The sequence below is a fragment of the Arthrobacter sp. NPDC080073 genome, from assembly GCF_040686575.1.
In the GTDB taxonomy this organism is placed as follows: Bacteria; Actinomycetota; Actinomycetes; order Actinomycetales; family Micrococcaceae; genus Arthrobacter.
Window position 1 is genome coordinate 63,841 of sequence record NZ_JBFBKR010000019.1, and the last position, 25,400, is coordinate 89,240.

Consider the following 25,400-nt stretch of genomic DNA (forward strand, 5'->3'; position numbering starts at 1 on the left):
TATGGTTCAACTATTATCGAACTATGATGGAGTCTACAAAGCTACCCCACCCCGCCCGTGATGACATCGAGCTGACGTGCGTACTCTTCGCCCTCAGCGATGAGGCGCGGCTGGCCTTGGTACGTCAGCTGTCGGGGGGACCCCTGGATATGGTCGACTGCTCGTCGCTGGGTGCGAACGTCCCCAAGTCCACCCGCTCGCATCAGGTGAAAGTGCTGCGGGAAGCCGGCGTCATCACCAGCGAGTTGCGCGGGCGCACCCGCCAGTTGACGCTCCGACGTCCGGACCTGGACGCTCGATTCCCCGGGTTGCTGGAGGCTGTGCTCGGAGCATAGGGTCGAAGCAAGCAGTGGGTCACGACATCAGTTGCAACCGACACTCTAGGAGGATTGCCGGAGAGCGAGAAGGGAATCCCTGCACGACGGTGGACGCGGAAGCGCATCCATCGTGCGCGAGGGACCTTGCGAATCTGCGCCTTAAGGAACCTGGCCACAGATGAGCGGAAAGCCGGACCCGGTGCGGCGCCGCCCGGCTGCCTGGTCCGAGACTTCGACTGAGGCTCATCGTGCGGCCGAAACCTCACTCCGAACTGAATTCGATCCCCTCGGGTATGATAACTATCAACTCAGGAGTTAGTTCGCTAGATCAGTGATTGAGTCGACCTTGGAAAGGCGCGGGACAGTGCGCAGCCGAAGCAGCTTTGACGGAATGAAATGCAACGTCGCCCATGCTCTCGAAGCCATCGGTGACGAATGGAGCGTGCTGATCATCCGGGACGCCGTCTTCAGGGGCAAGACCCGCTACGACGAATTCCTGGAAAGTCTCTCCATCTCGCCTACGGTTTTGTCTAAGAGGCTGGCCACTCTGGTGGACTCGGGCATTTTCGAGCGCTCCCTGTACAACGAAAGGCCTCCGCGGTTCGAGTACAAGCTGACCTCCGCCGGCAAGGAGCTCGAGGTGCTGATCAAGGTTTTGGATAACTGGGGATACGAACACGCCCCCAGGCCCGAGGCCGCTGACCCCATCATGGTCTCGGGCTATGCCCGGAGCGTCGTATCCCGCTGGTTCAGCGAGCCCATAGCCGCCGTGCCAGGCGCCTCCAGCCGGTAGCCGGGAGCCGGGAGCCGGCGCATCCCACCCGAACAGCATCTACGGCCGGACATTGCGGGACAAAGAAACAGTCGTGGCCGAGCACAAACGACTCATCGAGCGGCGCGACCCGCCATGAGCACCGCCATGCCGACAATGAGCGCCCTCGCTACCTGCACTCAATGACCGGCAGAGAGCTGGTGCCTCCGCCCATGTGCGAACAGCTGAAGGTGACACTGGTCGAGGCGGCAGCGGGCAAGGTCGCGCTCACTTGCCACCCCGATGAATCCCTACCACCCCATCGGCGCCGTTCACAGTGGTCTGGTCTGCACCTTGCTGGACTCGTCCTTCGGCTGTGCAGACCACACCCCTAGGCCGGGGCTACACCTCCATCTAATTCAAGCTAAACCGACTCGCCCCGTCCGGGTGGGCAGCGGCGTGCTGACATGTGTCGACATCCAAGCCGGGAAGCCGCGTGACCTTCGCGCAGAGCATCGTGACCGATGCCAGCGGAAAACTTCTTGCCACCGCACCGGCTCCCCCTTGGTCTTCCACTCCACTAAGCACCAAACGCCAACCTGCGGTATGGCGAATCTAACCGTTGACAGCCGCGCTGCGACAGCATATTGTTATGTCCATCACCACTGACTACTGAAAACGTAGTAACCAGCCGAGTAACTATCGAAAATGTAGCGATGGCGATCTCCGGGGCATCGCCGCCCGTGCATTCCCCAATCACGATATTTGACAGCGGTGGCGCCCTCAAGGCCATGTTCCCGGCGATTGTTTAATTCGCCGGAAGTTCCACCGTCGACGCTATTCAAGCTGAACAACTACAAAGGAAAAATTTATGCCCGTATTCCACGCATATATTCCCGCTCAAACATTCTCAAGCGAGGAGAAGCGAGGTCTTGCCGATGCCTTGAATCTTGCGCTTCATGAAGCGATGGCAACGCCCATGGATGATCGTTTTGTCATCATCAGCGAGCATCGCGAGGATGAGCTCTTCATCCACCCGACGTTCCCGGCCCACAAGAGAACCGACCGGAGCCTGATCGTGACCGTGACCTTCGGCGACAGCAGGACGATCGAGCAGAAGCGCAAGCTCGCCGAGTTGGTCACGCGCTACGCAGTGGAACGAGCCGGTGTCGACAAAGACGACATAACTTTGCTTATGTATGCCATTCCGTTGGAGAACATGAGCTTCGGCGGCGGTAACCTGGTTTCTGATATCGGCCTTTCGATGCCTTGGGTGGAAAAGTAGGAACGCGGATGCAGCGGCGCGGTCTCGTCAACTTGGCGCTGGCCGGCAGCGCCTGCGGGATACGGCCGCTGGCTCCGCCACCGAAGTATCGCCAGGGCCTGCGAGGGCTTCTGCCGCGCAACAATGCGCTATTGAGGATGTTGGCGCTGGGCGGCGTGTGGCCCGCCGTAGCCACCGCACCGGCTCCCCCTTGGTCTGCCACTCCACTAAAAGCATCAAAAGCCAACCTGCGGAATGCTGAATCTAACCGTTGACAGCCGCGCTGCGACGGAATACTGTTACCCGCATCACACCCGACTACTGAAAACGTAGTAACACCACACGTAACTATCGAAAATGTAGCCATTGGGATCTCCCGGGCACCGCCCGTGCATTCCCAATGTGAAAGGTAAGACATGTCTTCTCTGTACGTTGCCACCCCTGTGCGTTCCGTCGATGTTGACGGCACACAGCTGGCATACCGCGAATTCGGAGACCAGTCGGGCGTTCCGCTGGTTTTGTTCAGCCGGTTCCGCGGAAGCATCGACGACTGGGATCCTGCTGTCATCGAACTGCTCTCCCAGGAGCGCCACGTGGTCACCTTCGACAACGCCGGCGTGGGATTCAGCGACGGTGAGGTTGGGGCCAACATTACCGAGATGGCCAAGACTGCCGTCGAGTTCATCAAGACGCTTGGTATTGAGAAGGCTGACCTGCTGGGCTTCTCGATGGGCGGGTACATCGCCCAGCGCGTCGCCCTGACCGAGCCGGAGCTGGTCCGGAACGTCATCCTCGTAGGTACCGGTCCTGGCGGCGGCGAAGGAGCCACCTACCCCGGGCCGGACGTCGAACACTGGGTGAATGCAGTACGTGACCCGGAACTCACCTTCCAGGCCTTGTGGTTCAACGGGAAGCCGACCGGCAAAGCCGCAACCCGCGCCTACATGGAACGCATATACACCCCCGAGCGTCCCGAACGCGCCAACGTCACTGCCGAGGCCGGGGCGAAACTGCGCGCCGCCATCGTTGACTGGTGGGAAGGCAACGGCTCCACCTTGCCGGAGCTGGAAAACATCCAGCACCCGGTCCTGGTCGTCAATGGTTCCAACGACGTCATGGTGCCCACCCCGAACTCCTTCCTAATGGCCCAGCGCATTCCCAATGCCCAGCTGATCATCTACCCCGACTCCGGACACGCCTCACTGTTCCAGTACCCGGAAACCTTCAGCGAACATGTCCTAAAGTTTCTCCGGGACCAGGAAAACGGCGGCCTGAAGTGACCCGATGCCCCTTCGACATGTCGGGGAAAACAGTTTTTGTCACCGGATCCACGCTGGGAATAGGACTGACCACCGCCAAGGGCTTTCATGCCTGCGGCGCCCGCACGATCATCTCCAGCAACATCCAGCAGGACCTTGACTCCACGGTCGGGGAACTGGGCAGCCAAGACACCGCCGTCGAAGGCATCAACCTGTGACCTATGGGATACAGAACACTTTGGACCTGATAAGTGGATTCCTGCCTGAAATGGCGAGCAACGGCGGCGGCAGCATCGTTGTCACCTCCAGCATGGCCTCCATCGAAGCCAACCCGCTGCTGGGAGCGTACGGAGCAGCCAAGGCCACCCCGAACTCCATCGTGCGGAACACTGCCGCCGAACGGGCACCGCACAACATCCGCGCTAACACCATCGCCCCAGGGATCGTCCGCACTGGATGCTCCCAGGCGCTTTGGCAAGACGGGAGAACGAGGGCCGGCTCAGCGCAAAGATCCCACTCGGACGCATTGCCGAACCCGACAAAGTCGTCGGGGCCGCCCCGCTGTTCCGTACACCAGCAGAAGCCTACAGCTCCGGCACCACCCTGATGATCGACAGCGGTCGCCACGTCATCTAGGGCCCGGGCTCCCGACCGGCCGCCCGGTCGAAACCCCCTTCTATCACTTCTCCTCCATTTAGACAGGACTGGAATTCAATGGAGACTTCCACCTCACCTACAACATCCACCGGCAATGGATACTCAGCCATCGCCAGCGGCCGCAAGCCCGCTTCAATCCCTCAACGACGACAGGAACTCTCCGTGCCCATGCGCTCACTGAACCAGGGGGCCATTGCATCCGGCAGCCCCTTTGACCTCCGCGGCAAGCGCGCCGTGATCACCGGAGCAACCTCCGGCATGGGACTTGCTATCGCTCGAGCCTTTGCGCTGCACGGGGCAGACACCATCATCTCGAGCTTCGACGCCGGAGATGTTCGTAGCACAGTCGAGACGCTGGCCAGCGACGGTATCGAGGTCTCGGGCACAATATGCGACCTCTCAAGTTCGAATAACGTGCGCTCGTTCCCAGCCGCCGTCACCGACGAATTCGGGCCCATCGACATCCTGATTGCGCATGCCACGCCATTTGCGCCAATGGGCCCGATCGAACAGACTAGCCGCGAAGAACTCGACCGCCTATTCAGCGGCGTCCTCAACAACTTCGAGCTGATGCGCGGCTTCCTGCCGATGATGTCGAACAACGGCGGCGGTTCCATAGTCACAACTTCAAGCATTGCCTCAGTTCGCGCCAGCATTTCGCTCGGCGCATACGGCGCAGGCAAGGCGGCCACGGACGCCTTCGTTCGAAGCATCGCGGCGGAGTGGGGCAGTCGCGGCATCCGAATCAACAGCATTGCGCCCTCGATCGTGCGCACACCATTCGCCGCTCCCATCTGGGACGACGACGAACGCGGCGCCGCGGCGGCGGGTAAGACCGCCCTCGGGCGCATCGCAGAACCGGAAGAGGTGGTGGGTGCTGTCCTGCTCTTCGCCTCGCCGGCTGGCTCCTACATCACCGGTCAAACACTCGTGATCGACGGCGGCCGTTCCATCCTCTAAGTGATCCGCAGCGCACGTCACCCACCAATTAGACGTTCCCTCACACACATCTACCGGGTCAATGTTGATCCTAAGAAAGGCCGATCGTGGCTACCTCTGATACAACCTCCGCGAAAACGAACATCCAGGGCTTCCTCGACTCGCAACCGGTCGGAAGAAGACGCTGGTCCATCGTGGTCCTGGCCTTCCTGGTGATCACACTCGACGGCATCGACGTCCAGGCGTGGAGTTTCGTCTATCCGCAGATCGTCGCCAAGTGGGGGACGCCCCTTCCCGCGATTACCGCAGTGGTTACCTTCGGTGTAGTGGGTATGGCCATTGGCGCGATTCTCGGTGGCCCCCTCGCCGACCGCTTCGGACGACGGACAATCATCTTGGTGGGGACCGCATGGTTCACAGTCTTCACGCTTCTCGGTGCCGCATCGCAGACTGTTGAGATGGTTGGCGCAGCCCGCTTGTTGGCCTGCCTGGGCCTCGGCGCCGTCCTGCCTACAATCGTCACTCTGGTCGCCGAGTTTATGCCGGCCGCGCGACGTTCCACTCTCATCACCATCGCCTTCTCCGGATTCACCTTCGGTGTGATCCTGTGCGGCTACTTGGCAGCCGCAATCGTTCCGACCCTCGGATGGCAGGCGCTCCTGGTCACTGCCGGGATACTCTCGCTCGCGATCATCCCCTTCCTCGCGTGGAAAATCCCGGAGTCGCTTACCTTTCTGGCGCTCAAGGAACGCTCCCCCGAGACGGTCAAGCGCACTCTCCAGGCAATTTCGCCATCCGCTGACGTTGAGAACATTAACCTCGGCATCGACCGCACCGAGGCTGCAAGGGCGGGCGGCGCCCGAGTCGTGCTCTCCAAGCAGTTCCTGGCTTCGAGCATCCTGCTATGGGTCTGCTACTTCATTGGACTTTCGGTAACCTACCTCCTCGTCAACTACCTGCCCCTAATTATCAAGGCCTATGGGCTGACCGCCGCTGACGCGGGGGTGATCGTCGCAATGTACGGCTGGGGCGGCACGGTCGGCTCGCTGCTCGTCGGTTTCGCCATGGGCAAGCTCGGCAGTTTCCGAGTGCTCGGTGTCATGTTTAGCCTCGGTTCCCTCTCAATCTGGGCTGTCGCGGCGTTCACACTCGGGTTATCCGGCCTCTTGGCGGCCGCCTTCGCGTGGGGACTGTTCCTCCCCGCGACGAACACGGGCGTCAACGCGCTTGCCGCGCTTGTCTACCCAACAAGGGCCCGCGGTACGGGCGTTTCGTGGATGCACGGCTTCGGTCGCATCGGCACCATTGTCAGCGGCATTGTCGGCGGCGTCATGCTCTCCCTCGGCTGGAGCACCGGGCAGATCTTCTTCGCAATCGGCTTCCCGTTCCTCATAGGAACGATCGCAATGATCCTGCTCGGGGTCGCGTCACGCCGCCGGGAGGCGCGCGCGCTGGCCGACAACACCCTCAACTAAATCGCAACGATAAGGAAATAACACCATGAACGAGACAACCGATCGCTTCCGCCTTGACGGCGACGTCGTCGTCGTCACAGGCGGCGGGAGCGGCATCGGCAAAACGTTGGCCGCGGCATATGCCGATGTCGGCGCGACCGTCATCATCACCGACGCCAACAAGGAGGCCGCCGAATCGGCCGCCGCCGAAGTCGGTCATGGCGCAACTGCGGTCGCTATCGATGTCACGAACGAGGCATCCGTAACCGACGGTTTCGCTCGGATCGCCGACGAGCACGGCAAACTCGACGTGCTCTTCAACAACGCCGGCGTCAACCGGCGCGTGAAGACCACTGAGCTCACCATGGCGGACTGGCAGTTGGTGATCGCGGTGAACATGACTGGATCGATGCTCGCCGCCCGAGCCGCGGCCGCGATTATGTTCACCGGTGGCGGTGGCAGGATCGTCAATACTGCCTCGGCGCTGGGGCTCTCTGGCGGGTGGTACCCGAACCTGGCTTATCAGGCCACCAAGGGTGCTGTCGTAAACATGACGCGGTCGCTGGCGGTTGAATGGGGGCCGCAGAACATCCGCGTCAACGCTATCGCACCGTCCCTGGTGCGCACACCGTTCATCAAAGCAATAACGGATCAACCGGACCAGGTGAAGTTCTTCGAGGGACTATCTCCGCTCGGACGCATCGGTGATGTCGAGGACATGATCGGGCCCGTGATTTTCCTGTCATCGCGCGCCTCCGATTTTGTGACCGGACACATCCTGCTCGTCGACGGCGGCCTGATGGCCTCGTAGTGATGATGGTCGATAGCGCAGCGGCCGATTCCCCGACTACTGGGTTGTCGACTGATACAGACAGAGGATCGACACGCGAGCGGCGTTTTTCTAAGGAGCAGCACGCGCCGCAATCCAAAGAGGAATCAAGAACAATGAACCCGACAAACAGCATCAAAACAGAGGGAGTCGGTGAGAGAAGCTGGACCGGCGCGTTCCCGGCCAAGTCCTAGTCTTTCGGCGAAGCGTTTTCGCAGGACGTTGTACTCGAAGCGACGGCCCTCCTGGCCCCAGTCCAAGGGCCGCGCCTATGTGCGGAGCGCCACCTCGACAGCCAGCAACTACTATAAAGCCCTTTAGTTCACCCATGAAGCCACGAAGGGTCCCCGGACCTATATCGCTAACTACGCAGGAAGCGGAGACCGCCAGAAATGACTGAGCGTATAAAGATCGCGATTCTCGACGACTATCAGAATGTCGCAACTGGCCTAGCTGATTGGGGGTCGCTTTCCGCTGAAGTGCGCGTCTTCACCAAGCCGTTCGCCGACGCCGACGATGCGGTCCGTAGCCTCGCCGGGTTCGATGTGCTCGTGGCCATGCGGGAACGGACAGGATTCGCGGCCGAGGTCCTGGAGCGCTTGACCGACCTTCGACTCCTCGTGAGTACCGGCCCGGCTAACTCCGTCATCGACGTTGCTGCCGCGCGAAAACTTGGCATCACTGTTTGCGGGACGGGGTACGAGTCGCACCCCACCATCGAGCACACATGGGCTTTGATCCTCGCTGCCGCAAGAAATCTGACGAGGTGGAGTCCATGCGCAAAGGAGGCTGGCAGGTATCGGTCGGTGACGGCTTGTTCGGCAAGACCCTCGGCATCCTAGGTCTGGGCCGCGTCGGTTCCGAAGTGGCACGGGTGGGACGGGCCTTTGGGATGAACACCATCGCATGGAGTCAGAACTTAACCGCTGAAACCGCCGCCGAGCACGGCGTCCGAGCAGTAACCAAGGAACAATTGTTCACGGAGAGCGACGTACTGACGATCCACGTGGTTCTGAGCGATCGCACGCGTGGGCTAGTCACTGCAGCGGAACTGGGGGCCATGAAGACTTCCGCGATCCTGGTCAACACCTCGCGCGGACCGGTGGTCGATGAGGTCGCGCTCGTTGATACTTTGCTCCACGGCCGGATCCGAGCGGCCGCGATCGACGTCTTCGACACAGAGCCGCTGCCCGCAAACCATCAGTTACGGTCGCTACCCAATGCACTGCTCACAGGACACATCGGATACGTCACCCGCGACCTGTACAAGATCTTCTACCAGGACGCGGTCGAGGACATCGACGCATTCCAGGCAGGTGCTCCGATCCGGCTGATCGACTAGATCACCAAGCGCACGGGACCTGCTGCCCATTCGGGGAGACCCCAAGCCAGTCCACGGACGCTGGTCCGCGTGCAGGACGCGCTCGCTCAGAAAATCGGTCTCATGCTGGAAGACAACGTGGCTCCGACCGCTGAGGACATCGACCTCTGCGTGATCACAGGCGCCGGCTGGCCCATGCACCTCGGAGGCATCACCCCCTACCTGGATAGGGTGGGCGCCGCACAACGGGTCAATGCCAAAGCATTCCACCCCGCGTCCTGAATGTCGGAAGCGGGCTCTGGCAGGTTTTCATCCGGGTGGTGCCTCAGAAGGGGCTGCGACCGGAGACGCTTTGAGGATGGCCGTTCCTGAACAGGATCACGCAAAGCGGAGGAAATCGTCGGCGCAGGCTTGTGTAATAGGCATCACGTATGTGATTATTACAACATCGCGTTAGTGCCTTGATCCAGAGAAGGCCACTAATGAATCTTCAGAACTTTTGGAAGCAGTAGAAGTAGTCATAGAAACGTCCCCCGCTTCTATGGGTGCGGATGAAGCCATTTTGAGCAAGGGAGCCCAAAACAAATGACTGAGCAGACTTTGATTGATAACGACATCGCAGCCGTTGAAGCTGAATGGGATAACGACACCACCCGGAGCGGGATATCTGCTGACCGCACGGTTCCCGAGGACGCGAAGCTGCAGGGTCGAGGCCAGGAGAACAGAGCACTCGTCGAGGGTGATAAGAAGTGGCAACAAATGCCCGCAGACGCAACTGCTCTGTTCATGCCTGTGACTATTCCGACCCGGTCCGGCTCCGGCTTGACACTGCGTAACCGTGTCGTCTTAGCCCCCATGTGCCAGTACGCCGTCGACAAAGCTGACGGTGTGCCGACTGACTGGCACCTGGTGCACCTTGGCTCGATGGCCAATGGCGGGTTTTCCCTGATCGTCACCGAAGCCGCTGCAGTCACGGCTGAAGGCCGGATCTCCGACAGGGACGCCGGTATCTGGAACGACGAACAGGCCACCAGCTGGAAGCGCATCACCGACTATGTGCATTCGCACGGAGCGGCTATCGCCATCCAGCTGGCCCACGCTGGTGCGAAGGCTTCGACCTACGGCTGGCTAAAAGACCTTGAAGCCGAGGGCAAAGTCGGAAGCATCCCGGAAAACATGGGCGGTTGGCCAACTGTCACTTCCACTCCCAGTGACATCTATGGTTTGGAACCAGCCGTTGAAATGACCAAAGAGCAAATTGTGCTTTCCGTTCAATCCTGGGCTGAGGCCGCCAAACGGGCCGATGCAGCAGGCTTTGACATGATTCAAATCCACGCCGCCCACGGGTATCTGATTCATCAATTCCTTTCCCCTTTGTCGAATAAACGTGCCGATGAGTATGGCGGCAGTTGGGAAAACCGCACCCGCTACCTCCGCGAAATCGTGCAGGCCGTTGCAGCGGTGTGGCCTCACAACAAGGTGCTGGGTATCAGGTTCTCTGGCGAAGACTGGGTTGAGGACGGGTGGCGTACCGCGGACACCATCAAATTGGCCAGAGAACTTTACTCCTATGGCATGCGCGCCTTTGACCTCTCTAGTGCGGGTATCGGCCCCTACCTCGGCCCGAACGGTTTTGGCTATCAGGTTCCGCTGGCCCAGGCCGTCAAGCACTCGCTGCCTGACGATGCCTTTGTGACCGCGGTGGGTAAGATCACCGAAGCGGGCCAGGCCGAACAGATACTTGTCACCGGTCAGGCTGACGGGGTCTCCATTGCGCGGGCCGCCCTGGGCGACCCGCAGTGGCCAAACCGTGCAGCGCAAAAGCTTGGCGCCACCAAAGCGCACCCGGCACATTACTGGCAAGGACGCTGGTAGAAGATCACGGGAACGGGATTCTAGGAGTTTTGGATGACTCCGGTAAGTGAATTGCCATCACACGAAACCTTGGCCGATAGCGACCTGCTCAAGGATCTCTACACCGACTGGTCGGAGATCATGGCGACCACGGCCGGCATGACGACCCGGCTGCTGCGCAGCATTTTCGACGAGTTGCACCAGTCCACCAAGGAACCCGAAAACGTTAGCTACAAAGAGGAGGCGGTGGGAGCGGTGGCGGGCAGCTGGGCGCCGCCCAAGGATGCGGACACTTCACGGGTCCTGCTCTATACCCATGGCGGCGGATTTGCCGCAATCGCAGACGAGACTATCCGCAAGATCGACGATTGGTACGGCAGCTACATGCACATATCAACGCGGAGGATCGAACCGAAGGCTTGTGTAATATGTATAGCCCTTGTGGCTATTACAACATCGAGTTAGTGCCCTGATAAGGAACGGAACAGCAACCAATGACAACTCTGTCCTATGAAGTTTTGGTGCTCGACGGCACCCCGCGTGCCGGAGACCAACGGCTTCCCAGCGGCGAGGCGATAGTCTCTTCACCCCTGTCGATCACATTGATTTCCGGGGAAAATGACGCCGTACTGGTCGACGTCCCGTATACCTTCGGGCAGATCGAGCGCGTACGGAACTGGATCCATGACTCGGGCAAGAAACTCCGCTACGTCTACATCACCCACGCTCACGGCGATCACTGGTTGGGCGCTGGAGAGCTGCTTTCCAGCTTCCCTGGCGTGACGGTGTATGCAACACCGGGCACCCTCGGCCGCATGGAGCACGAAGCCACCGTCGGTCGCGAGAAGCTCTGGGATGCAGTCTTCCCGGGACTTGTCCCGCCGTCGCCCCTGATCGCTGAGGCGGTTCCCGCCGACGGCTTCGAAATTGAGGGCCACCGGCTGGTTCCGATTGAGCTCGGTCACACCGACACCGACGACACGACCGCCCTGTGGGTTCCGTCGCTGGAGCTCGTCGTAGCAGGGGATTCGGTCTACAACGGCGTCCACCAATATGTGCTCGAATCTTCCGAAGAAGGATTCGCCTCATGGCTTGCGGCGCTTGACACCATCGCGGCGCTGAAGCCCAAGTTCGTCGTCGCGGGCCACAAGGCCCCCGGCGCCCCCGATAACCCGGAAAGCATTGAAGAAACGCGTGCCTACCTCAAGGACGCGCAGCAGCTTCTCGCGACGGTATCCAGCCCGGAGGAGTACTACAACGCCATCATGCGCCGTTACCCCTTCCGCATGAATCCAGGGCCCGTCTGGTACGGCGCAGTCGGACTTCTAAGCCACACCGGTTAGAACCAGGCTTCAAGCAATTTCCCGGAAAGCCTTCACCTCCCACCCCGATAACTGCACAGCTGATGACAAAGGAGTCACTACGCATGTCCAATGACCAGAACCAAGCGCCGCGGACCAGGATCATCTTCGTTCACGGATTCCTCGATGACCGGACCGCCTGGGAGAACGTCTTGTCCCTCCTCGGAGAGGACTTCGAAGCCGTTGCCCTTGACCTTCCCGGCGCGGGCGCCCACCTGGACGATGAAGGACCCTTCACGCTCCGGCGGCTCGCGGAGTCGGTTATCGCCGAGATCGACCGCTCCGACACTCCCGTCGTCCTCGTGGGGCAAAGCATGGGGGCCCAAGTGAGCGAACTCGCAGCCGCCGCCCGCCCTGGAAGGGTAGCGGGGCTGGCGCTGCTCACGCCCGTCCCCCTCGCGGGCGTCCACCTCACAGGGGACGCCGCCACCTCCTTCCGCTCCCTGGGAGGCGACGCCGACGCCCAACGGCAGGGACGACTCGGCGTCTCGGTGTCCCTCAGCCCGGATGCTCTTGAAACCTTGCTCGCCTCCGGAACAGCAATCCACCCCACCGTGGTCGCTCAGGTGTTCGATGCCTGGAACAACGGTGACGCTGCAGGCGCCATCCCCTCAGCCTATGCCGGACCCACGCTGATCGTACGAGGTGCCGGGGATCCCTTCGTCACCGAAGAGGTGATCGCCGCCGCCGTACTTCCACGCTTCGCAAACGCCCCGGTGGTCGGCATCGCCGACGCCGGGCACTTCCCACATCTCGAGAAGCCCCAAGAGGTTTCGCGGATCGTGGGAGACTTCGCCCGCTCCCTGGACCGAGTGAAGGCCTAGGAATCAGCCACGCAACGTACCTAAGAAAAAGACATCAAAGACAATGAACCCGACAAACAGCATCAAAACAGGCGAAGTCGCCGAGGAAAGCTGGACTGGCGCATTCGCGGCCAAATCCGAGGAAGCCTTCGGCGAAGCCTTCGCGGATGACGTTGTGCTTGAGGCGGCGGCCCTTCTGGTCCCTGTCAAAGGACGCTCCGACGTACAGACCGTTATGTCGACGGCCAGCAACTACTACAAGGACCTTCGGTTCACCCATGAAGCCACGAACGGTCCCCGGACCTACGTGGAATGGGAAGCGACGGGCGCCTCCGGAGCCGAATTCTCCGGCGTGACGGTTCTCACCCGGAACGAGGAAGGACTCATCCAGCACATCTCCATCAGCCACCGCCCCCTCGCTGCCCTCCTGGAGTTCTCCGGTGAAATGAACCGCAGAACCCAAGGCAAACTCGAATCAGGACACTTCCGCGCAAATGACTAAAACACAGGACAAATTCACGATCGAACGCGTCGCCTTCCGTGCCGACGGGAACGTTGAACTCCGGGGCAACCTCTACATACCCACGACAGGCGATGGCCCGCATCCCGCGCTGACGCTGTCCATGGGGTACGGAGGAGTTAAGGAACAGGGCGCCCTCCCTTACGCTGAAGCCTTCGCCAGCGCCGGTTTCGTCGTGCTCTTCCACGACCACCGGGGCTTCGGAGAAAGCGGCGGGACACCCCGCCAGGACATCAACCCCTGGCAGCAGATCGAAGATTGGCGCAGGGCCATCACCTACCTCCAATCCCGGCCCGAAGTCGATCCGGAACGGATCGGCCTGTGGGGCTCAAGCTACTCGGGAGGCCACGCGCTCGTCCTTGGAGCCACCGAACCCCGGCTGAAGGCGATCGTCTCCCAGGTGCCTACCATCAGCGGGTATCAGCAAGGACTCCGGCGGGTGAACCCGGACAAACTGGCAGCCTTGGAGGCCTCGTTCGCGGCCGATGACCAGGCACAGCTCGCGGGTGAGGAACCGCACCGTATTGCCCTGGTCTCTGACGGGTCCGTCCCGGCAAGCTACACGGATCCGGAAGCCGTATCGTTCTACCTGCAACCCATCCCCGACGGGCTCTGGGAGAACAACGTCACCGTTCGCTCAACGAGGGCGGCCCGAGCGTACGAGCCGGGGATTTTCATCGGACGCGTCTCACCGACGCCTCTTCTGATGATCGTCGGAGACAACGACCGGATAACGCCCACTGATCTGGCACTGGAGGCCTACCAGCGTGCCCTCGAACCCAAAGAGCTGCTGCTCTTCCCCGGAGGACACTTTGATGCCTACCTCGGAGAATTCGAAGCGACTTCCGGCGCAGCCCTGCAATGGTTCAGCAAGCACCTGATGCCGGACAAGTAGAATAGGGAGAACCATCTCACCATGACCGAGGGAACCGGACGCTACATGGCTTGGCCCGCTACAACCCGCTACGGGCTCTCCGTCGCGCCCGGAAACCTCGGTCTCGTTCAGGACTTCCTCAACACCATCACGGAGGGCACGATAGCCCCCCCTGACCTGCTCGCCACTTTGGATTCCGCGCAGGAATGGGCCGACCAGGTGACCGAACAGTGGATCTCCATCGACGAGTTGGGCTGGGCGAAGACGCTGCCCCGGTTGACGGAGAACGACCGCAAGGCCCTGGCGGCCTTCAGGGACCGATTGTTTGAAGGCCTCTTCGGACATTCCCATTCCGAAACCTCCAGCGGAGCCGGCCGGAACACCCTCATTTATCGTCCGGTGCTGACGGTATCCACTGAAGGTATCGGGCTCCGCCCCGGCGGGGAGGGCTGGAAGTACTTCGAGACGGCGCTGCTGCTCATCTGCCATCAAGGGCAAATCGAGGGCGTCCTGCGGCGCATGAAGTCATGCAAGAGCGAGACGTGTGACGTCGTCTTCTACGACCGCTCCAACAACAACAGCGCCGTCTGGCACGACGTAAAGCTCTGCGGAAACCGGGCCAACGTCCGGGCCTACCGGGAACGCGCAGCAGCCAGCTAACGCCACACCAGGCGTCTTCAATTTCGCCTGCATCAGCTGCGCCCGGTTCCGCTGGAGCGCACCGCTTCTACCCGAAACCATAGGGAATCGCGGGAGTGGCCGGTTATCGGCGGGGCGGCGGTATCGAAGTCCGTCGAATTCGCACCGGATGCGATTCGCCGGATTTAGGCGGGAACTGCACTTATCCGGCTGAGTCCTAATCTCAACGCTCGGCCAGCCAAATTAGCTAAGGCGACCTGACCGTTTTTCAGTGGTGAACTATTGAGGAGTCGAACCAGACGTCCTCGTGTCCGGGGGCAAGTAGGAACAGCCAGCCAGGAAACAGCCCGAAATCCTTCGCAATCTATGCCAACGTCGCCTCGCCTTTGCGGGCCACATCAATAACATCCTGGCGGAACTCCGCCCAGTAGCCGTAGGCATGGTCAACATCCTTCCACGAGCACAAGCTCGCTAAGTCAAGGAGTCAACAAAACCGGGGGCAGTCCCCTGTTCTTCACAAAGCTGGGCTCTCGTACTGGCATCACAGCGATGCCTGCCACTTACGCTGAAGCCGAGGAATCTTTCGATCACTACGAGGCGGCCCACGTCGCACCGTCGGCTCAAAGCCAACACCCGATGGACGCCACTGTCCAGGTTTTCCAAAGCCCCTGGCCTGCTCCGCGGCGCCCTCTGGCCAGACAGCTCACCAGCACGATGCTCGACGAGGACCGCCTCACTGCCGCGCTCGGCCCCGCGCGACGCGGATCTCCCGGACCGCGCTCAAAGCAGGGCTTTTCGTCCGCAACGCCGTGCGCCGGCGTCGGCCGTTGAAGCTGCAGCCGCACTTCACGCCCGGCGACGCCGGCTCCACGCTGTACCCCAACGGGTATTCCCTGGACCAGATCGGTGGTCCGGTCAACGTTCCGCCCCCCTGCTCGCTCCGGCAATGAATTACTGTGAAGCCCGGAAAATAGCCGGAAAGCCGAGCACGACTTCAGCTTGTCCCGCGACTCCGTCTGGCCCATGAGCCCAGCGTCGGGCTCCCGAACAACGTGGACGTCCGTGCCTTCATGTCTCGGGCAACCCCTGCCGGTATCCGGGGGACGGCCTTTCGTTATACCGAACTGAATCCACCCGCGTTCCGCCGCCCAGCCGCAGTCCGGCCCGATATCGAAATAACCACGACCTCGACATAACCGGTGAGGGTGCCTTATACGCTCCACGGAGCGTTCGCTCTTTGTCGCCCTCGGGAGACCGCTCTGGATCACGTGGCAGCGGTCCCGCGGCACTACGACAGAACCCTCCGAGCTGACGGGCGTTTTCGTCCCAAAACGTGGGGTTTCCGTGGAGTGGGTTCAGAACTGGCCACAAAAAAGCCCTCCGCCCCAGCGGGCGGATTTTAGGGGTCGTCGCAACACCTGTTGGTTAGGTGGTTAGTGTCCGTGGCGAGGCTGAAGGATTTGTGTCCGGCCATTTCGGCGCCTTGGTCCCAGGTAAGGGAGCCGCGCAGGTGCGCCGGCAGGGTGTTCATGGTGGCGATGAGGCCGTCGCGGACGGTTTCGGCGGTGTGGTCATTTGGCAGGCGGACGAGCATCACATAGCAGGTGGTGCGCTCGACCAGGGTTCCGATGGCTGACTGGTTGTAGGCGCCGGTGATGTAGGGTCGGGCCAGGGCGCGGTGCCAGGATTGCTCTCGGCCCGTTTCCCCGACCCGCCCTCCGCACCGGACATGCGACTGGAAGAAGCGCTGCGGGATCTGTCCCGGCTGCGCGCAGGCGCGGCCAAGGACCTCGCGCACGCCCGCCAGCACGTGAACGCCGTCCTGCTGCGCCACGGCATCCGCTACCCCAAGGACAACCGCTGGACGAAGGAACACAGCCTGTGGCTGCACCGACAGCGCTTTGAGGAACCAGCGCTGCAGTTCACCTACGAAGCCGATCTCGTGCAGGCCGAGCTGCTCGCCGGGCATTTGGCCCGCATCGACAAGCACGTCGCGGCCACGGCCGCAGCGTGCCGGTACTCCCCGGTGGTCGAGGCGCTGATGTGCCTGCGCGGCATCCAGATGACCACCGCGTTCGGGCTGGCCGTGGAAATCGGGGACTGGACGCGCTTCACCGGTTCCTCCATCGGCTCCTACCTCGGACTGGTACCCAGCGAGAACTCCTCCGGCCAATCCCGGCACCAGGGCCGGAAACACCTACGCCCGCAAACTCCTCATCGAACGGTTGCCGGCAGGCCGGCAATGGTGTCGGATTTCGCGATCCTCATGGGCCGAAGCCTAATCCTCTCCGAGGATCAACTCCATCAAACCAGCGCACGGCCCCGTTTCGCCGTGGGCACAGAGCTGGGGGTTTCCTCAGCCCGGCGGCCGGTCGGGCTGCAAGGTCCGGTCCGGTGACCGTTGTCGTGATTCCCGGGGTGCTTTCGCCGTGGCCTTCGGAGACATGACGGCCGGGCACAGTTGCGGCGAAGCCGCCTGCTCCCGTGTCCCGAAATCCCTCGAACCCGATGGACTGTGATCCGCGCGGAGCTGTTCCCCTCATTTGTGTGGCTGGGTGTTCAGCGGGTCAGGCCGTTCTTGCCTCTCTCGGAACCCACGACTGTTCCTGGGCGGGACTTCCTGGCCTTGGCGGCGCCCTTGCCCATGGTCACGGCGGTGCCGGGGTGGGTGCCTTCGCTGCGGGCTGCGGCGAGGCGTCCGCGGATCTGGGTTTCATTCGCGCCGGTGGTGGCGAGCGACTCCGCGAACTTTTCGTGGTGTTCGGCTGAGCCGTACCCGGCGGCAGAGGTGTTCTCCGCCTTCAGGCCCTGGTCTTCCAGCCGGCTGCTGTCGTTGCCGGTGGCACGGTTCTCGATCTCGCGGCCGACGCCCTCCATCCGTGCGAAGAGTTCCTTCTCGGCGCGTTCATACCGCTGTTCCACGGTCATCCATTCGGAGCTTTGGAATCCGCCTTCGGCCAGGAGTCTGGCTTCGTGCATGTCCTTCACAGCTTTCACGAACGCGGGATCCTCGAAGTGCGCGTGGCCGGCCCCGTTGACGTTGGCAGTGGTTTCCTTCCGCAGCTGGTCAAGGTCGGGACCGTTGATGCCGTCCTTGCCGATGAGGAACATCCGTTCCCGCACGGTGGCGTCTGCTGCTTCCAGCGCCTTCGAGGTTTTTGCGTTGTGGGCGGTCTGCAGTGCCTGCGCCAGCTCGGGGTTGGCCAGGTACTCGACAGGGACCTGGTGGCGTTCCATTTCAGGGGCCAGTGTCGCGGCCTGGGCGCGGAGTTCTTCGGCGCGGGCCGCTGCGAGCAGGCCCATGGCCCTCTCGTGGTCGGCGGCCGCCTTCCGGGTCTCGTCCTGGCTGCGGGCAAGTTCGTCCTGCCGGGCCTGTTCCGTCGTGATGGCCTGGATCCCTGATTCCAGGTAGGCGGCGTCCGGGCCGACGTCGCGGGTGTCGATGCCGTAGCGGGTGAGGACTTGCCTGCGGATCGTCTCCGAGGCTGCCAGTGCGGCCGGGTCGTGGTCCTTCCAGCTTTCGGCGACGGCGTGGGCCGTGGCGATGTCGCCCGGCTGGGCTTTGTCCCACCATTGGTCTTTTTCCACGGGGGCCAGGGCCGCGTGCGCGGCGCTGCGTTCGGCGGCGAGGCGCGCCCGGGCTTCGTGGGCTGTCTGGGTGTCCTGGTGTTCCTGTTGCCGTTGGCTCTCCTGGCGGCGGCGTGCCAGTGTCTCGGCAATGCGTGAGGCGATCATCAGCGACTGCCGCAGACCGCCGTCCAGGACGTCATCCATTCCATCTGATTCACTCATGCTGTTCCCCTTGCAGTTGATGTAGTGGTGGTTGTTATCGGTCGTAGCCCGGACCGGAGTCGCGCCGGTCGTGCTGGGAGGCCTTCGCCGGTGTCGCCGGCGTGGGTACTGCGGATCCGGGACGGATGGGGACCATGCCGCGGCGGGCGATATCGATCGCCCTCGGCGCCACGGCAGCCTCGGGTGCCGACTGCTGTTCCCCACCCACCAGAACGGGCTTGGGCATGGTCGCGGTGAACGGGCCCAGCTGCTCCTCGACCACGGACCGGATGCCCCCGGCTTCACGGGTCCGCCCGGACTGGGCGTGCATTTCATACACGGCGAAGGCGGTGTTGATCAGCTGCACCATCAGCGCTGTTTGCGCGGCTGTCTTGTTCTTGCTCGACGCGGCCATGAACAACATGGCGGTTCCCGCTATCGACGGCAGGGCGACCGGTTTGCCGTGCTGCCGTGGTGCGCGCAGCTGGGCGGTGCGGGACAGTTCGGCGGCGGTGGCCGCCAGCGGCCCGGGGCTCGGTTCCAGCCGGTACGACCATGCCGCAAACGCACCGGACACTTCCCGGGCGGCCTTCGCCCAGGTCGCATGGTCATCCCGCGGGATGGTGCGTAGCTGGTCCGCAAGGGCGGCCGCGTTGCGGGTGTACTGAACCCATGCATCCGCGGGCGGGGTGGCGTTCTCGGGACCCATCCTGGAGACCGTGCGCTTGTTGCGTGCGGCGGCGTTCCATTCCGCTGCGGCTTCCGTGGCCAGGTGCGGGGCGTCGGCCCATTCCGCCCGGAGGGCACCGAGTTTCAGGTCAGAGGCCAGGGTCCCACCGCCGAACCAGATAGGCCGCTCCCCCGGGGTCGGGCGTTCGGCCACGGAGTAGCCGACAATGACGTCGGTGGTGTTCTTCGCGTAGCGCGGGCGCATCAGCAGACCGGTGTCCCGGGCCCGGCGGACGAACTCCGCTTCGGTCGCCGAGGCGCTGGCGCTGGCCCGCACCTTACGTGCAAGGGAGGACCGGTGCATTTCGCGGTCGTCCCGGACGGCCGTGGCCTTCTCCGCCCGGTCGTAACCGCGGGTGGCGTGCACCGTGGAGAGCTGTTCCAGACCGTACTTGACCTCCAGCTCCCGGCAGGTTTCCTGTGCACGCTTGTAGTCACCATGGGTCGATGCTTTCGTACCGTCCTCACGGACGAGAGACACCGCCAGGTGAATGTGGTGATTGCCGTTCTCACTCGTGCCATGGTTCACCGCGGCCCACCGGCACGGCGCCTTGCCGCTGGCTTCGGTGAAGCCCATGGCATCCACGAAGTCGTTGGCGACATCGCCCCACTGCTGGTCCGTCAGCGCACCCTCCTCGGCGCGCAGACTCAGCGAGCAATGCCACACGCTCGCGTCCTTGTACCCGACGTGCACGCGTTCCTTCTTCACCGCGTCCCACCGCAGGTCTTTGATCTGCACCGAGACACCGAACACCTTGCGGGGACGATCCAGATGCTTGGCGATCGCCAGGGCATCGTCGCGGTCCAGCACCCCGTCGTCATACCACGCCATGATCGCCGCATCACCTGCCACCAGGTGCGGATCCTGATGGACGTTCTTCGTCCTGTCAGCATCCGTGGATGCCAGGTAAACCATGAGCCCGCCCATGCGCGAACCGCGGGTGATGTTCGGAATCATCGGCTACATCAGCCCGTCAATGGCGTCATCGATCCGCATCGCCACCGAACGCAGGTGCTTCAGCGCGTCCCGGGCCTCGACCGGGACCTCGCCCGTGGCGTTCGCCTGCCGAGCGAGCTGGTTGATGTTGTTCGAGGAACGCGCCAGCAGATTGTGCAGGGACATAAGTTCCGCAGCTATCGCGCGTCGTTCCGTCGGCGAATCAGAATACTCGGACAGGGCCGAGGAAATCAGCAGGTTCGGGACCGTGACCTTCTCCCCCACGGCCCTGGCAACAAGGGCCGCCTCCTCTTCAACCGTGACCCACACCTCACGCCGCTTCTTACTGCCAGCGGGCGAGTTGGCCCGACGACGGCGGGACAGATTAGGACGGCGGATGCTCTCCTCTTCCGACATCCCGATCCCCCTTCAAAGGCCCAGCGCAGCGACCCCGAAACCGGGGACACACAAGCCAGTGTGCCAAACCGCGACGCAGGAACGGTGCAGGACACGCCATTTACACCCGTGTAAATGTATAGCTTGCTCCGGGCGTCTGCGTTTGATGGTTTTCGAACCCCGGGTGTGACCCACCGGAAACCCCTCCCGGGCCGCCGGTAGGGGAACGGTTAGAGTCGGTGCATGGACATCAACGACATCGCCGCAAAAGCTGCCGCAAAAATCGACGCCGCCCGCGACGTCAAAGTCAATGCGGTGAAAACCGCCGCCGCCAGCGGCGTCGAACTCGCCGAAGCAGCCCAGCTGCTGGCAGCCGCCGAGCAAAAGTACGCCAAGGACTACCAGGCAGCCCTCCGCGCCGACTGGACCGACTCCGACCTGCGCAGCTTCGGCCTGGACGCCCCTGCCAAGAAAGCCGGCGGCCGCCCCCGCACCCGGAAGACCGCCCAGGAGTCCGCTCCCGTGACCGGCGCATCGGCGTAGCAGCCCCCCGCCCACAGGGGCACGGCAAAAGCTATTTCCTCCGGGCTTTTCCCGCACACCTGTGGACGACAGGACCCACCTGACCGGTTGCACACAACCGCCAGGGCACCAATGGCCTGCACGGCACCACCGGGACCGGCGATCATGCACAACCTCCGACCATGATCGTCACCTCATCAAGGAACCAGTTCCTAATTCACCACCCACGGGACAAACAACCGGGGCCCGCCTCGGCAAGCACTCGAAACCACCCTCTCGGGAGTGGCCGGGGGCGGCTCCGGCGCGTCCTTGAGGTGTCGGGTGGCTGTGTTGCGGGTGCGTGTTTTTCGGAGCCGCGGGGAAGCTGGCGGCCTGCAGTCTGCGCAGCCGGGCAAGGCCCGGGTCCGCCTCCGGTCCTGAAACCTCTGCCGCCGGTGGTGGTTTGGGCGGGTCGATGGATGCCTGAAGTTTCTCCTCCAGCTCCGCGCACCTCGCGCGCGCTGCGATGAGTTTGTCTTCGTATTTGAACGGCTTGCCGGCCTGGCTCTCGACGCCGGCCAGCACCGCCTGCTTTTCGGTAATGGTCTGGCGCAACTGGGCCTCAAAGTCGGGAAGCCCGGACACTTTGTTCTCCAGCCGGGTGATGATGCCGGCGCTTCCTTCCAGCAATTCCATGCGGGTGAAGACCAGCGCAGGCGCCGGCACATCCTTCAGGGAGATCGCGAGATCCTGGTAGGAGCCCAGCCTCGAGTCCTCGGCCGCGTTGCAGACCTGCAGCTCGTGGCCGCCCAGGGAAACCATGGTCCCGTGGTCCTGTTTCTGGCGGAAGGAGTTTCCGTATTCGGGCGTGTGCGTACTGATCCATTCCGAGATGGCGGCCACGGCCTCCGCGCGTTTGGTGTAGTCGCCGCCAGAGGATCCTTCACCGGCCCGCGGCCATTCCACTGCTGCAAACCAGGGAGGCCTCTCTCCACGCAAGAGATACCCGAGCGCCGAGCAATTCGCGTGCGCGGCAGCGGGGCGGGTCTTGGATGAAGGCGTCAAGAACCCGGCGCGAATCCCCGGCGCGTGAAGAGCCAACCACGTTCCGGCCTCTAACATTCCAGCTTTGGCTCGCCCGTCCTGGTGGAGGAGAGTTGTCCCTGCTGATAAGAACCCGGCCGCGACGGGCGGCGGTCCGGCGTTGGATGCTTTGGGCGGTTGTCTAAATACAGGGAAGTATCTCTCCGCTGTTACTCGATTGCGATTACGATCCTTTCCCGGTTTGTGTGTCCTCCGTCGCCCAGCTCATGCCGCGGCTGATCCGATCCATCCGGTGGGTCCATGCGTCGTCTTCTTGCTGGAGCAGGGTTGGGCCCGGGTCGCCGTTTTTGAACCATGTGAGGGCGATGTTAAGCGCGGCGCTCGATGTGTGGTCGGCATACTCGCGGATGCTGTCTAGTGTCGTCTCGTTGAGCGGAAGACCGTGGTTGACCGCGTTCCGAACGCGTCGATGCCGGGCACGGAGCAGCCCCGTCTCGCGCAACAGTTCCTCAAGGAACTGACGCTCCCGATCGGGATCAGTGCAGATCGCAAGAGCATCCTCAAGGTCAGCGCGCTGGAGTTCGGACATCGGAAGTGCACGGATTTCGCCTTGGAGGTCAACAACTTTCGCAACGGACACCATGATGACTCCACCTGTACTGTAGTTGGAGATTTTGCTTTCGAGCTCTCGCCGACCGTCGTGGTATTCGCTTGACCATGCTTCTTTGAATGGTGCCCTCAATTGCTCAGCAATTCGGCGGCCAGCCTGGGCGAGAGCTTCTTGACACTGGAGGGTTGTGGCCAGAGTTGTTGGACGTACCTTTAACACCGATGCGAAGAGTTCCATCGCATGGTCCTCCAGCGCCGTCGCTATGCGAGGCGTGACTCGACGTGCGCCATGGAAGAGAACGTCGCGATGATCAGTCATCCGTGCCTCACGAAGCGAGGTCAGGGCTTCGACGAGGTGGTCGGGCATGGGTCCCTTTATCAGGGCATCACCGAGCTGATCAACGACGATGCTGAGGATGTCACCCGTGGCGCGCATCCCGTAACGGTCATCTTCTAGAGCTGGAGTCCCGCGGATACTTAGGCCGAGTGAAGAGCTGCGAATCTTTCTATCAAGAAGGACTGCGTCTACGCCGGCGCTTTGCCAAGAGGCGCCGCCTGCCTGGACAGCAACGCTTAGGACCGCTTCGATTCGGCGATGGGCTTCCTCGACCGCCCCGGCGAGCTGCCTTTCCCCGAGGTCGATTCGAACAAGGGTGAGTCGGTTCTCCGGTTTCAGCGATTCGACATGGACCTGGTCCAGCCAGGACACGTCCTCACGGATCTCGCTCAACTCGGCGCGTTCCGGGAAGTCTTGCAGTTCGATGTCAAAAGCGTTCGGAAGCGCCCAATCCGCTCGGAGGAACGTCATCGGGCCTGCAACCTCTCGCATCCGCGAAGGAACGGCGCGGTAATACACCGTCCACACAACTATCCGACCTGTAGGTGGGGCAACGAGGATGTCTGTGGCCATTTCAAGCCGACGTGCTTCCGTCAATGGCTCTGGAAGCTGTATGTCGATCCAACGAGCTAGGTCATCCTCGGTGTTGACGAGTCTGTCGGCCGCGTGGCTGAGCAGTGAGAAGGTGCTGTTTGCGGCGGGGCCGACTTGGGACGCGATGATCGCCGACAGTTTCCGCAATGCACGACTGGTTGTCCCGGAAACCTTCGCTGCGTCGCAAAGATCGAGGAAGGCGTCAGTGACCGCTAACTCTGAATGCCATACCTCACCGAACCTAGTGGACGCTACAACGACGGCCTCTTGGCGGCCGCCATCGCGAAGGTCATCTAGCAGTGGGTCGATTAGCGCACCAAGCCGTTCCCCGATGGCTTCAGCCTGTGCCTGGATCTCAGTTCGTAAAGAATCGCGGTTCTTCTTTGCGGGGTTCGAATTCCACTCCGAGGCATCGAGCGCTTGAGCGTACTCGCCGAGTTCTGCGACCGCTTCACCCAGGGTGTATGGGGCACCAGCCCGATGCTGAAGGGGAAGAACTTCCGCCACCGAGAGAAGCCATTCGCTTACGGTTGCCGTCGGCCGGACCCGCACCATTCATCTCCGATCGTTGATTGGGTACATCTTGGCACCGACCGGATGCTCAAACCAACGGGAAACTCAGCGATCCTGCGCTGGACGACGATGCTGGAGGCAGTCATGCCGTAATCATGTTTGTCTGCCCGGAGAAACCGCCTCTGGGACGGTGCGTCAAACGCTCCAATCGGAGTCTTGCAAAAGTACAGCTTTACAAGACACCGCACGCCCTGCCGAACCCAATGACAAACGCCCCGGAATCACGCGGATCCCAGGAGGCGGCAGACGTCTTACAAAGTCGTCTCACTGATCATCGTGTCTCGGGGCACGTTTTTGGCATTTCCGAGACACGATGGTGGGGTGAGACAACTCGGGTACACAAGAATCAGCACCGCCGGCCAGGACGCCCAACTCCAACTCGACGCGCTCCTCGCCGCCGGCGTCCAGAAGCGCGATGTGTTCGCCGATGTCACCTCCGGAAGCAAAACGGCGATCGAGCGGCCCGGGATGAAGAAGCTGCTTGAGTACGCCGAAGCCGACGACACCGTCGTCGTGTGGCGAGTTGACCGGCTCGGCCGGTCCCTGATCGACGTCCTCAACACCGTCAACCTGCTGCGCGAACGCGGCGTACACCTCCGGTCCATTTCCGACGGAATCGACCCCGCGACCTCGACCGGGCGGATGATGCTGAACATGCTAGCCACCTTGGCCGAATACGAGCGCGAGCTAATCGTAGAACGCGTCAACGCCGGGATCGCCGCAGCCCGGGACTCCGGCACTCGATTCGGCCGACCACCAATCAACCCAGAGGTGATCGCGGAAAAGCTCGCAATCGTCGCCGATGCCCGCAAACGCGGACGCACCGCGGCAGATGCTGCCACTCTCGTCGGATGGAGCCGCGCGACGCTCTACCGCCACCAGACGGCCTTTAGCTCCGCTGGAACCCAGGCCACATAGCGCCCACTGCGATCCACAGCGAATGGTGGTCTCGTAACTGACGGTAAATACACCGGCGAGTTCAGGTGGTGAGTGCAACACCCTGAATTCTGTGGGGTGTCGTCGATGGGCAGACCGTGGTCGCCGTTGAGTGTTCGTTTAGCGTTCTG

Annotated in this window: 27 protein-coding genes and 2 pseudogenes; 23 read left to right on the forward strand and 6 right to left on the reverse strand. The window is 62.3% G+C overall.

The features are described from left to right. Positions 1-23: 23 nt before the first annotated feature. The 20 genes and pseudogenes from AB0O52_RS18550 to AB0O52_RS18645 all read left to right on the forward strand — a co-directional run bounded on the left by AB0O52_RS18550 (position 24) and on the right by AB0O52_RS18645 (position 15,673). Positions 24-335: an ArsR family transcriptional regulator gene (locus tag AB0O52_RS18550; protein WP_364540601.1), complete on the forward strand. Its 312-nt coding sequence runs from the start codon at positions 24-26 to the stop codon at positions 333-335. A 346-nt stretch (positions 336-681) separates the two neighbouring features. Then, positions 682-1,110: a helix-turn-helix domain-containing protein gene (locus AB0O52_RS18555; RefSeq protein ID WP_364540604.1), complete on the forward strand. Its 429-nt coding sequence runs from the start codon at positions 682-684 to the stop codon at positions 1,108-1,110. Positions 1,111-1,939: 829 nt separating this feature from the next. Further along, the gene (locus AB0O52_RS18560) at positions 1,940-2,353 is read left to right on the forward strand and encodes a tautomerase family protein (RefSeq protein WP_364540607.1); all 414 of its coding nucleotides are present in this window, start codon (positions 1,940-1,942) and stop codon (positions 2,351-2,353) included. 395 nt (positions 2,354-2,748) lie between these two features. Beyond that, on the forward strand, positions 2,749-3,612 hold the full coding sequence (locus tag AB0O52_RS18565; RefSeq protein WP_364540609.1) for an alpha/beta hydrolase: 864 nt from the start codon (positions 2,749-2,751) through the stop codon (positions 3,610-3,612). 17 nt (positions 3,613-3,629) lie between these two features. Then, the gene (locus AB0O52_RS18570; RefSeq protein ID WP_364540612.1) at positions 3,630-3,809 is read left to right on the forward strand and encodes an SDR family NAD(P)-dependent oxidoreductase; all 180 of its coding nucleotides are present in this window, start codon (positions 3,630-3,632) and stop codon (positions 3,807-3,809) included. After that, positions 3,806-4,198, forward strand: a complete 393-nt coding sequence (locus AB0O52_RS18575) for an SDR family NAD(P)-dependent oxidoreductase (protein ID WP_364540615.1) — start codon at positions 3,806-3,808, stop codon at positions 4,196-4,198. The genes AB0O52_RS18570 and AB0O52_RS18575 overlap by 4 nt, the downstream gene beginning before the upstream one ends. A 218-nt stretch (positions 4,199-4,416) precedes the next feature. Then, on the forward strand, positions 4,417-5,208 hold the full coding sequence (locus tag AB0O52_RS18580; RefSeq protein ID WP_364540686.1) for an SDR family oxidoreductase: 792 nt from the start codon (positions 4,417-4,419) through the stop codon (positions 5,206-5,208). An 86-nt stretch (positions 5,209-5,294) separates the two neighbouring features. Further along, entirely contained in the window at positions 5,295-6,662 is a 1,368-nt protein-coding gene (locus tag AB0O52_RS18585; protein ID WP_364540618.1) for an aromatic acid/H+ symport family MFS transporter, read from the forward strand. A gap of 25 nt (positions 6,663-6,687) precedes the next feature. After that, on the forward strand, positions 6,688-7,452 hold the full coding sequence (locus AB0O52_RS18590; protein ID WP_364540621.1) for a glucose 1-dehydrogenase: 765 nt from the start codon (positions 6,688-6,690) through the stop codon (positions 7,450-7,452). A 410-nt stretch (positions 7,453-7,862) separates the two neighbouring features. Further along, positions 7,863-8,312, forward strand: coding sequence for a hypothetical protein (locus tag AB0O52_RS18595; protein WP_364540624.1), 450 nt, complete (start codon positions 7,863-7,865; stop codon positions 8,310-8,312). Then, positions 8,246-8,812 carry an NAD(P)-dependent oxidoreductase gene (locus AB0O52_RS18600; RefSeq protein ID WP_364540626.1) on the forward strand — a complete coding sequence of 189 codons (567 nt, stop codon included), beginning with the start codon at positions 8,246-8,248 and terminating at the stop codon, positions 8,810-8,812. The genes AB0O52_RS18595 and AB0O52_RS18600 overlap by 67 nt, the downstream gene beginning before the upstream one ends. A 60-nt stretch (positions 8,813-8,872) precedes the next feature. Next, positions 8,873-9,073, forward strand: a pseudogene (locus AB0O52_RS18605) (hypothetical protein); the annotation flags it as partial. 303 nt (positions 9,074-9,376) lie between these two features. Then, a complete protein-coding gene (locus tag AB0O52_RS18610; RefSeq protein WP_364540629.1) occupies positions 9,377-10,666 on the forward strand; it encodes an NADH:flavin oxidoreductase/NADH oxidase in 1,290 nt (429 codons plus the stop codon). A gap of 33 nt (positions 10,667-10,699) precedes the next feature. After that, complete coding sequence (locus AB0O52_RS18615) at positions 10,700-11,110, forward strand: hypothetical protein (RefSeq protein WP_364540635.1); 411 nt, start codon at positions 10,700-10,702, stop codon at positions 11,108-11,110. Between the two features lie 29 nt (positions 11,111-11,139). After that, positions 11,140-11,988 carry an MBL fold metallo-hydrolase gene (locus AB0O52_RS18620; RefSeq protein WP_364540636.1) on the forward strand — a complete coding sequence of 283 codons (849 nt, stop codon included), beginning with the start codon at positions 11,140-11,142 and terminating at the stop codon, positions 11,986-11,988. Positions 11,989-12,071: 83 nt separating this feature from the next. Beyond that, positions 12,072-12,830, forward strand: coding sequence for an alpha/beta hydrolase (locus AB0O52_RS18625; RefSeq protein WP_364540639.1), 759 nt, complete (start codon positions 12,072-12,074; stop codon positions 12,828-12,830). A 43-nt stretch (positions 12,831-12,873) separates the two neighbouring features. After that, positions 12,874-13,311, forward strand: a complete 438-nt coding sequence (locus AB0O52_RS18630) for a nuclear transport factor 2 family protein (protein WP_364540642.1) — start codon at positions 12,874-12,876, stop codon at positions 13,309-13,311. Next, positions 13,304-14,224 (forward strand): alpha/beta hydrolase, encoded by a 921-nt coding sequence (locus tag AB0O52_RS18635; protein ID WP_364540645.1) that lies wholly within the window; start codon positions 13,304-13,306, stop codon positions 14,222-14,224. The genes AB0O52_RS18630 and AB0O52_RS18635 overlap by 8 nt, the downstream gene beginning before the upstream one ends. A gap of 21 nt (positions 14,225-14,245) precedes the next feature. Then, a complete protein-coding gene (locus tag AB0O52_RS18640) occupies positions 14,246-14,863 on the forward strand; it encodes a CGNR zinc finger domain-containing protein (RefSeq protein ID WP_364540648.1) in 618 nt (205 codons plus the stop codon). 528 nt (positions 14,864-15,391) lie between these two features. Further along, positions 15,392-15,673, forward strand: a complete 282-nt coding sequence (locus tag AB0O52_RS18645; protein WP_364540651.1) for a hypothetical protein — start codon at positions 15,392-15,394, stop codon at positions 15,671-15,673. 607 nt (positions 15,674-16,280) lie between these two features. Here AB0O52_RS18645 and AB0O52_RS18650 read toward each other — a convergent pair. Next, positions 16,281-16,484 (reverse strand): annotated as a pseudogene (locus AB0O52_RS18650) (IS30 family transposase); the annotation flags it as partial. Positions 16,485-16,571: 87 nt separating this feature from the next. Here AB0O52_RS18650 and AB0O52_RS18655 point away from each other — a divergent pair. Then, positions 16,572-17,240 (forward strand): transposase, encoded by a 669-nt coding sequence (locus tag AB0O52_RS18655; RefSeq protein ID WP_364540653.1) that lies wholly within the window; start codon positions 16,572-16,574, stop codon positions 17,238-17,240. Between the two features lie 161 nt (positions 17,241-17,401). On the opposite strand, the gene AB0O52_RS18660 is transcribed toward AB0O52_RS18655, so the two are convergent. The 3 genes from AB0O52_RS18660 to mobC are packed head-to-tail and all read right to left on the reverse strand — an operon-like array spanning position 17,402 to position 20,696. After that, positions 17,402-18,634, reverse strand: a complete 1,233-nt coding sequence (locus AB0O52_RS18660; RefSeq protein ID WP_364540656.1) for a hypothetical protein — start codon at positions 18,632-18,634, stop codon at positions 17,402-17,404. Between the two features lie 34 nt (positions 18,635-18,668). Continuing rightward, positions 18,669-20,300 carry a relaxase/mobilization nuclease domain-containing protein gene (locus tag AB0O52_RS18665; protein WP_364540659.1) on the reverse strand — a complete coding sequence of 544 codons (1,632 nt, stop codon included), beginning with the start codon at positions 20,298-20,300 and terminating at the stop codon, positions 18,669-18,671. Between the two features lie 3 nt (positions 20,301-20,303). Continuing rightward, the gene (mobC, locus tag AB0O52_RS18670) at positions 20,304-20,696 is read right to left on the reverse strand and encodes a plasmid mobilization relaxosome protein MobC (protein ID WP_364540662.1); all 393 of its coding nucleotides are present in this window, start codon (positions 20,694-20,696) and stop codon (positions 20,304-20,306) included. A 222-nt stretch (positions 20,697-20,918) separates the two neighbouring features. Here mobC and AB0O52_RS18675 point away from each other — a divergent pair, with 222 nt between their 5' ends. Continuing rightward, positions 20,919-21,218, forward strand: a complete 300-nt coding sequence (locus AB0O52_RS18675) for a hypothetical protein (RefSeq protein WP_364540664.1) — start codon at positions 20,919-20,921, stop codon at positions 21,216-21,218. Positions 21,219-21,386: 168 nt separating this feature from the next. On the opposite strand, the gene AB0O52_RS18680 is transcribed toward AB0O52_RS18675, so the two are convergent. Both AB0O52_RS18680 and AB0O52_RS18685 read right to left on the reverse strand, forming a co-directional pair. Then, positions 21,387-22,142, reverse strand: coding sequence for a hypothetical protein (locus AB0O52_RS18680; protein ID WP_364540667.1), 756 nt, complete (start codon positions 22,140-22,142; stop codon positions 21,387-21,389). Positions 22,143-22,443: 301 nt separating this feature from the next. Beyond that, positions 22,444-24,267 carry a hypothetical protein gene (locus tag AB0O52_RS18685; protein WP_364540669.1) on the reverse strand — a complete coding sequence of 608 codons (1,824 nt, stop codon included), beginning with the start codon at positions 24,265-24,267 and terminating at the stop codon, positions 22,444-22,446. A gap of 387 nt (positions 24,268-24,654) precedes the next feature. Here AB0O52_RS18685 and AB0O52_RS18690 point away from each other — a divergent pair, with 387 nt between their 5' ends. After that, positions 24,655-25,251, forward strand: a complete 597-nt coding sequence (locus AB0O52_RS18690; protein ID WP_364540672.1) for a recombinase family protein — start codon at positions 24,655-24,657, stop codon at positions 25,249-25,251. The last annotated feature ends 149 nt before the right edge of the window (positions 25,252-25,400 follow it).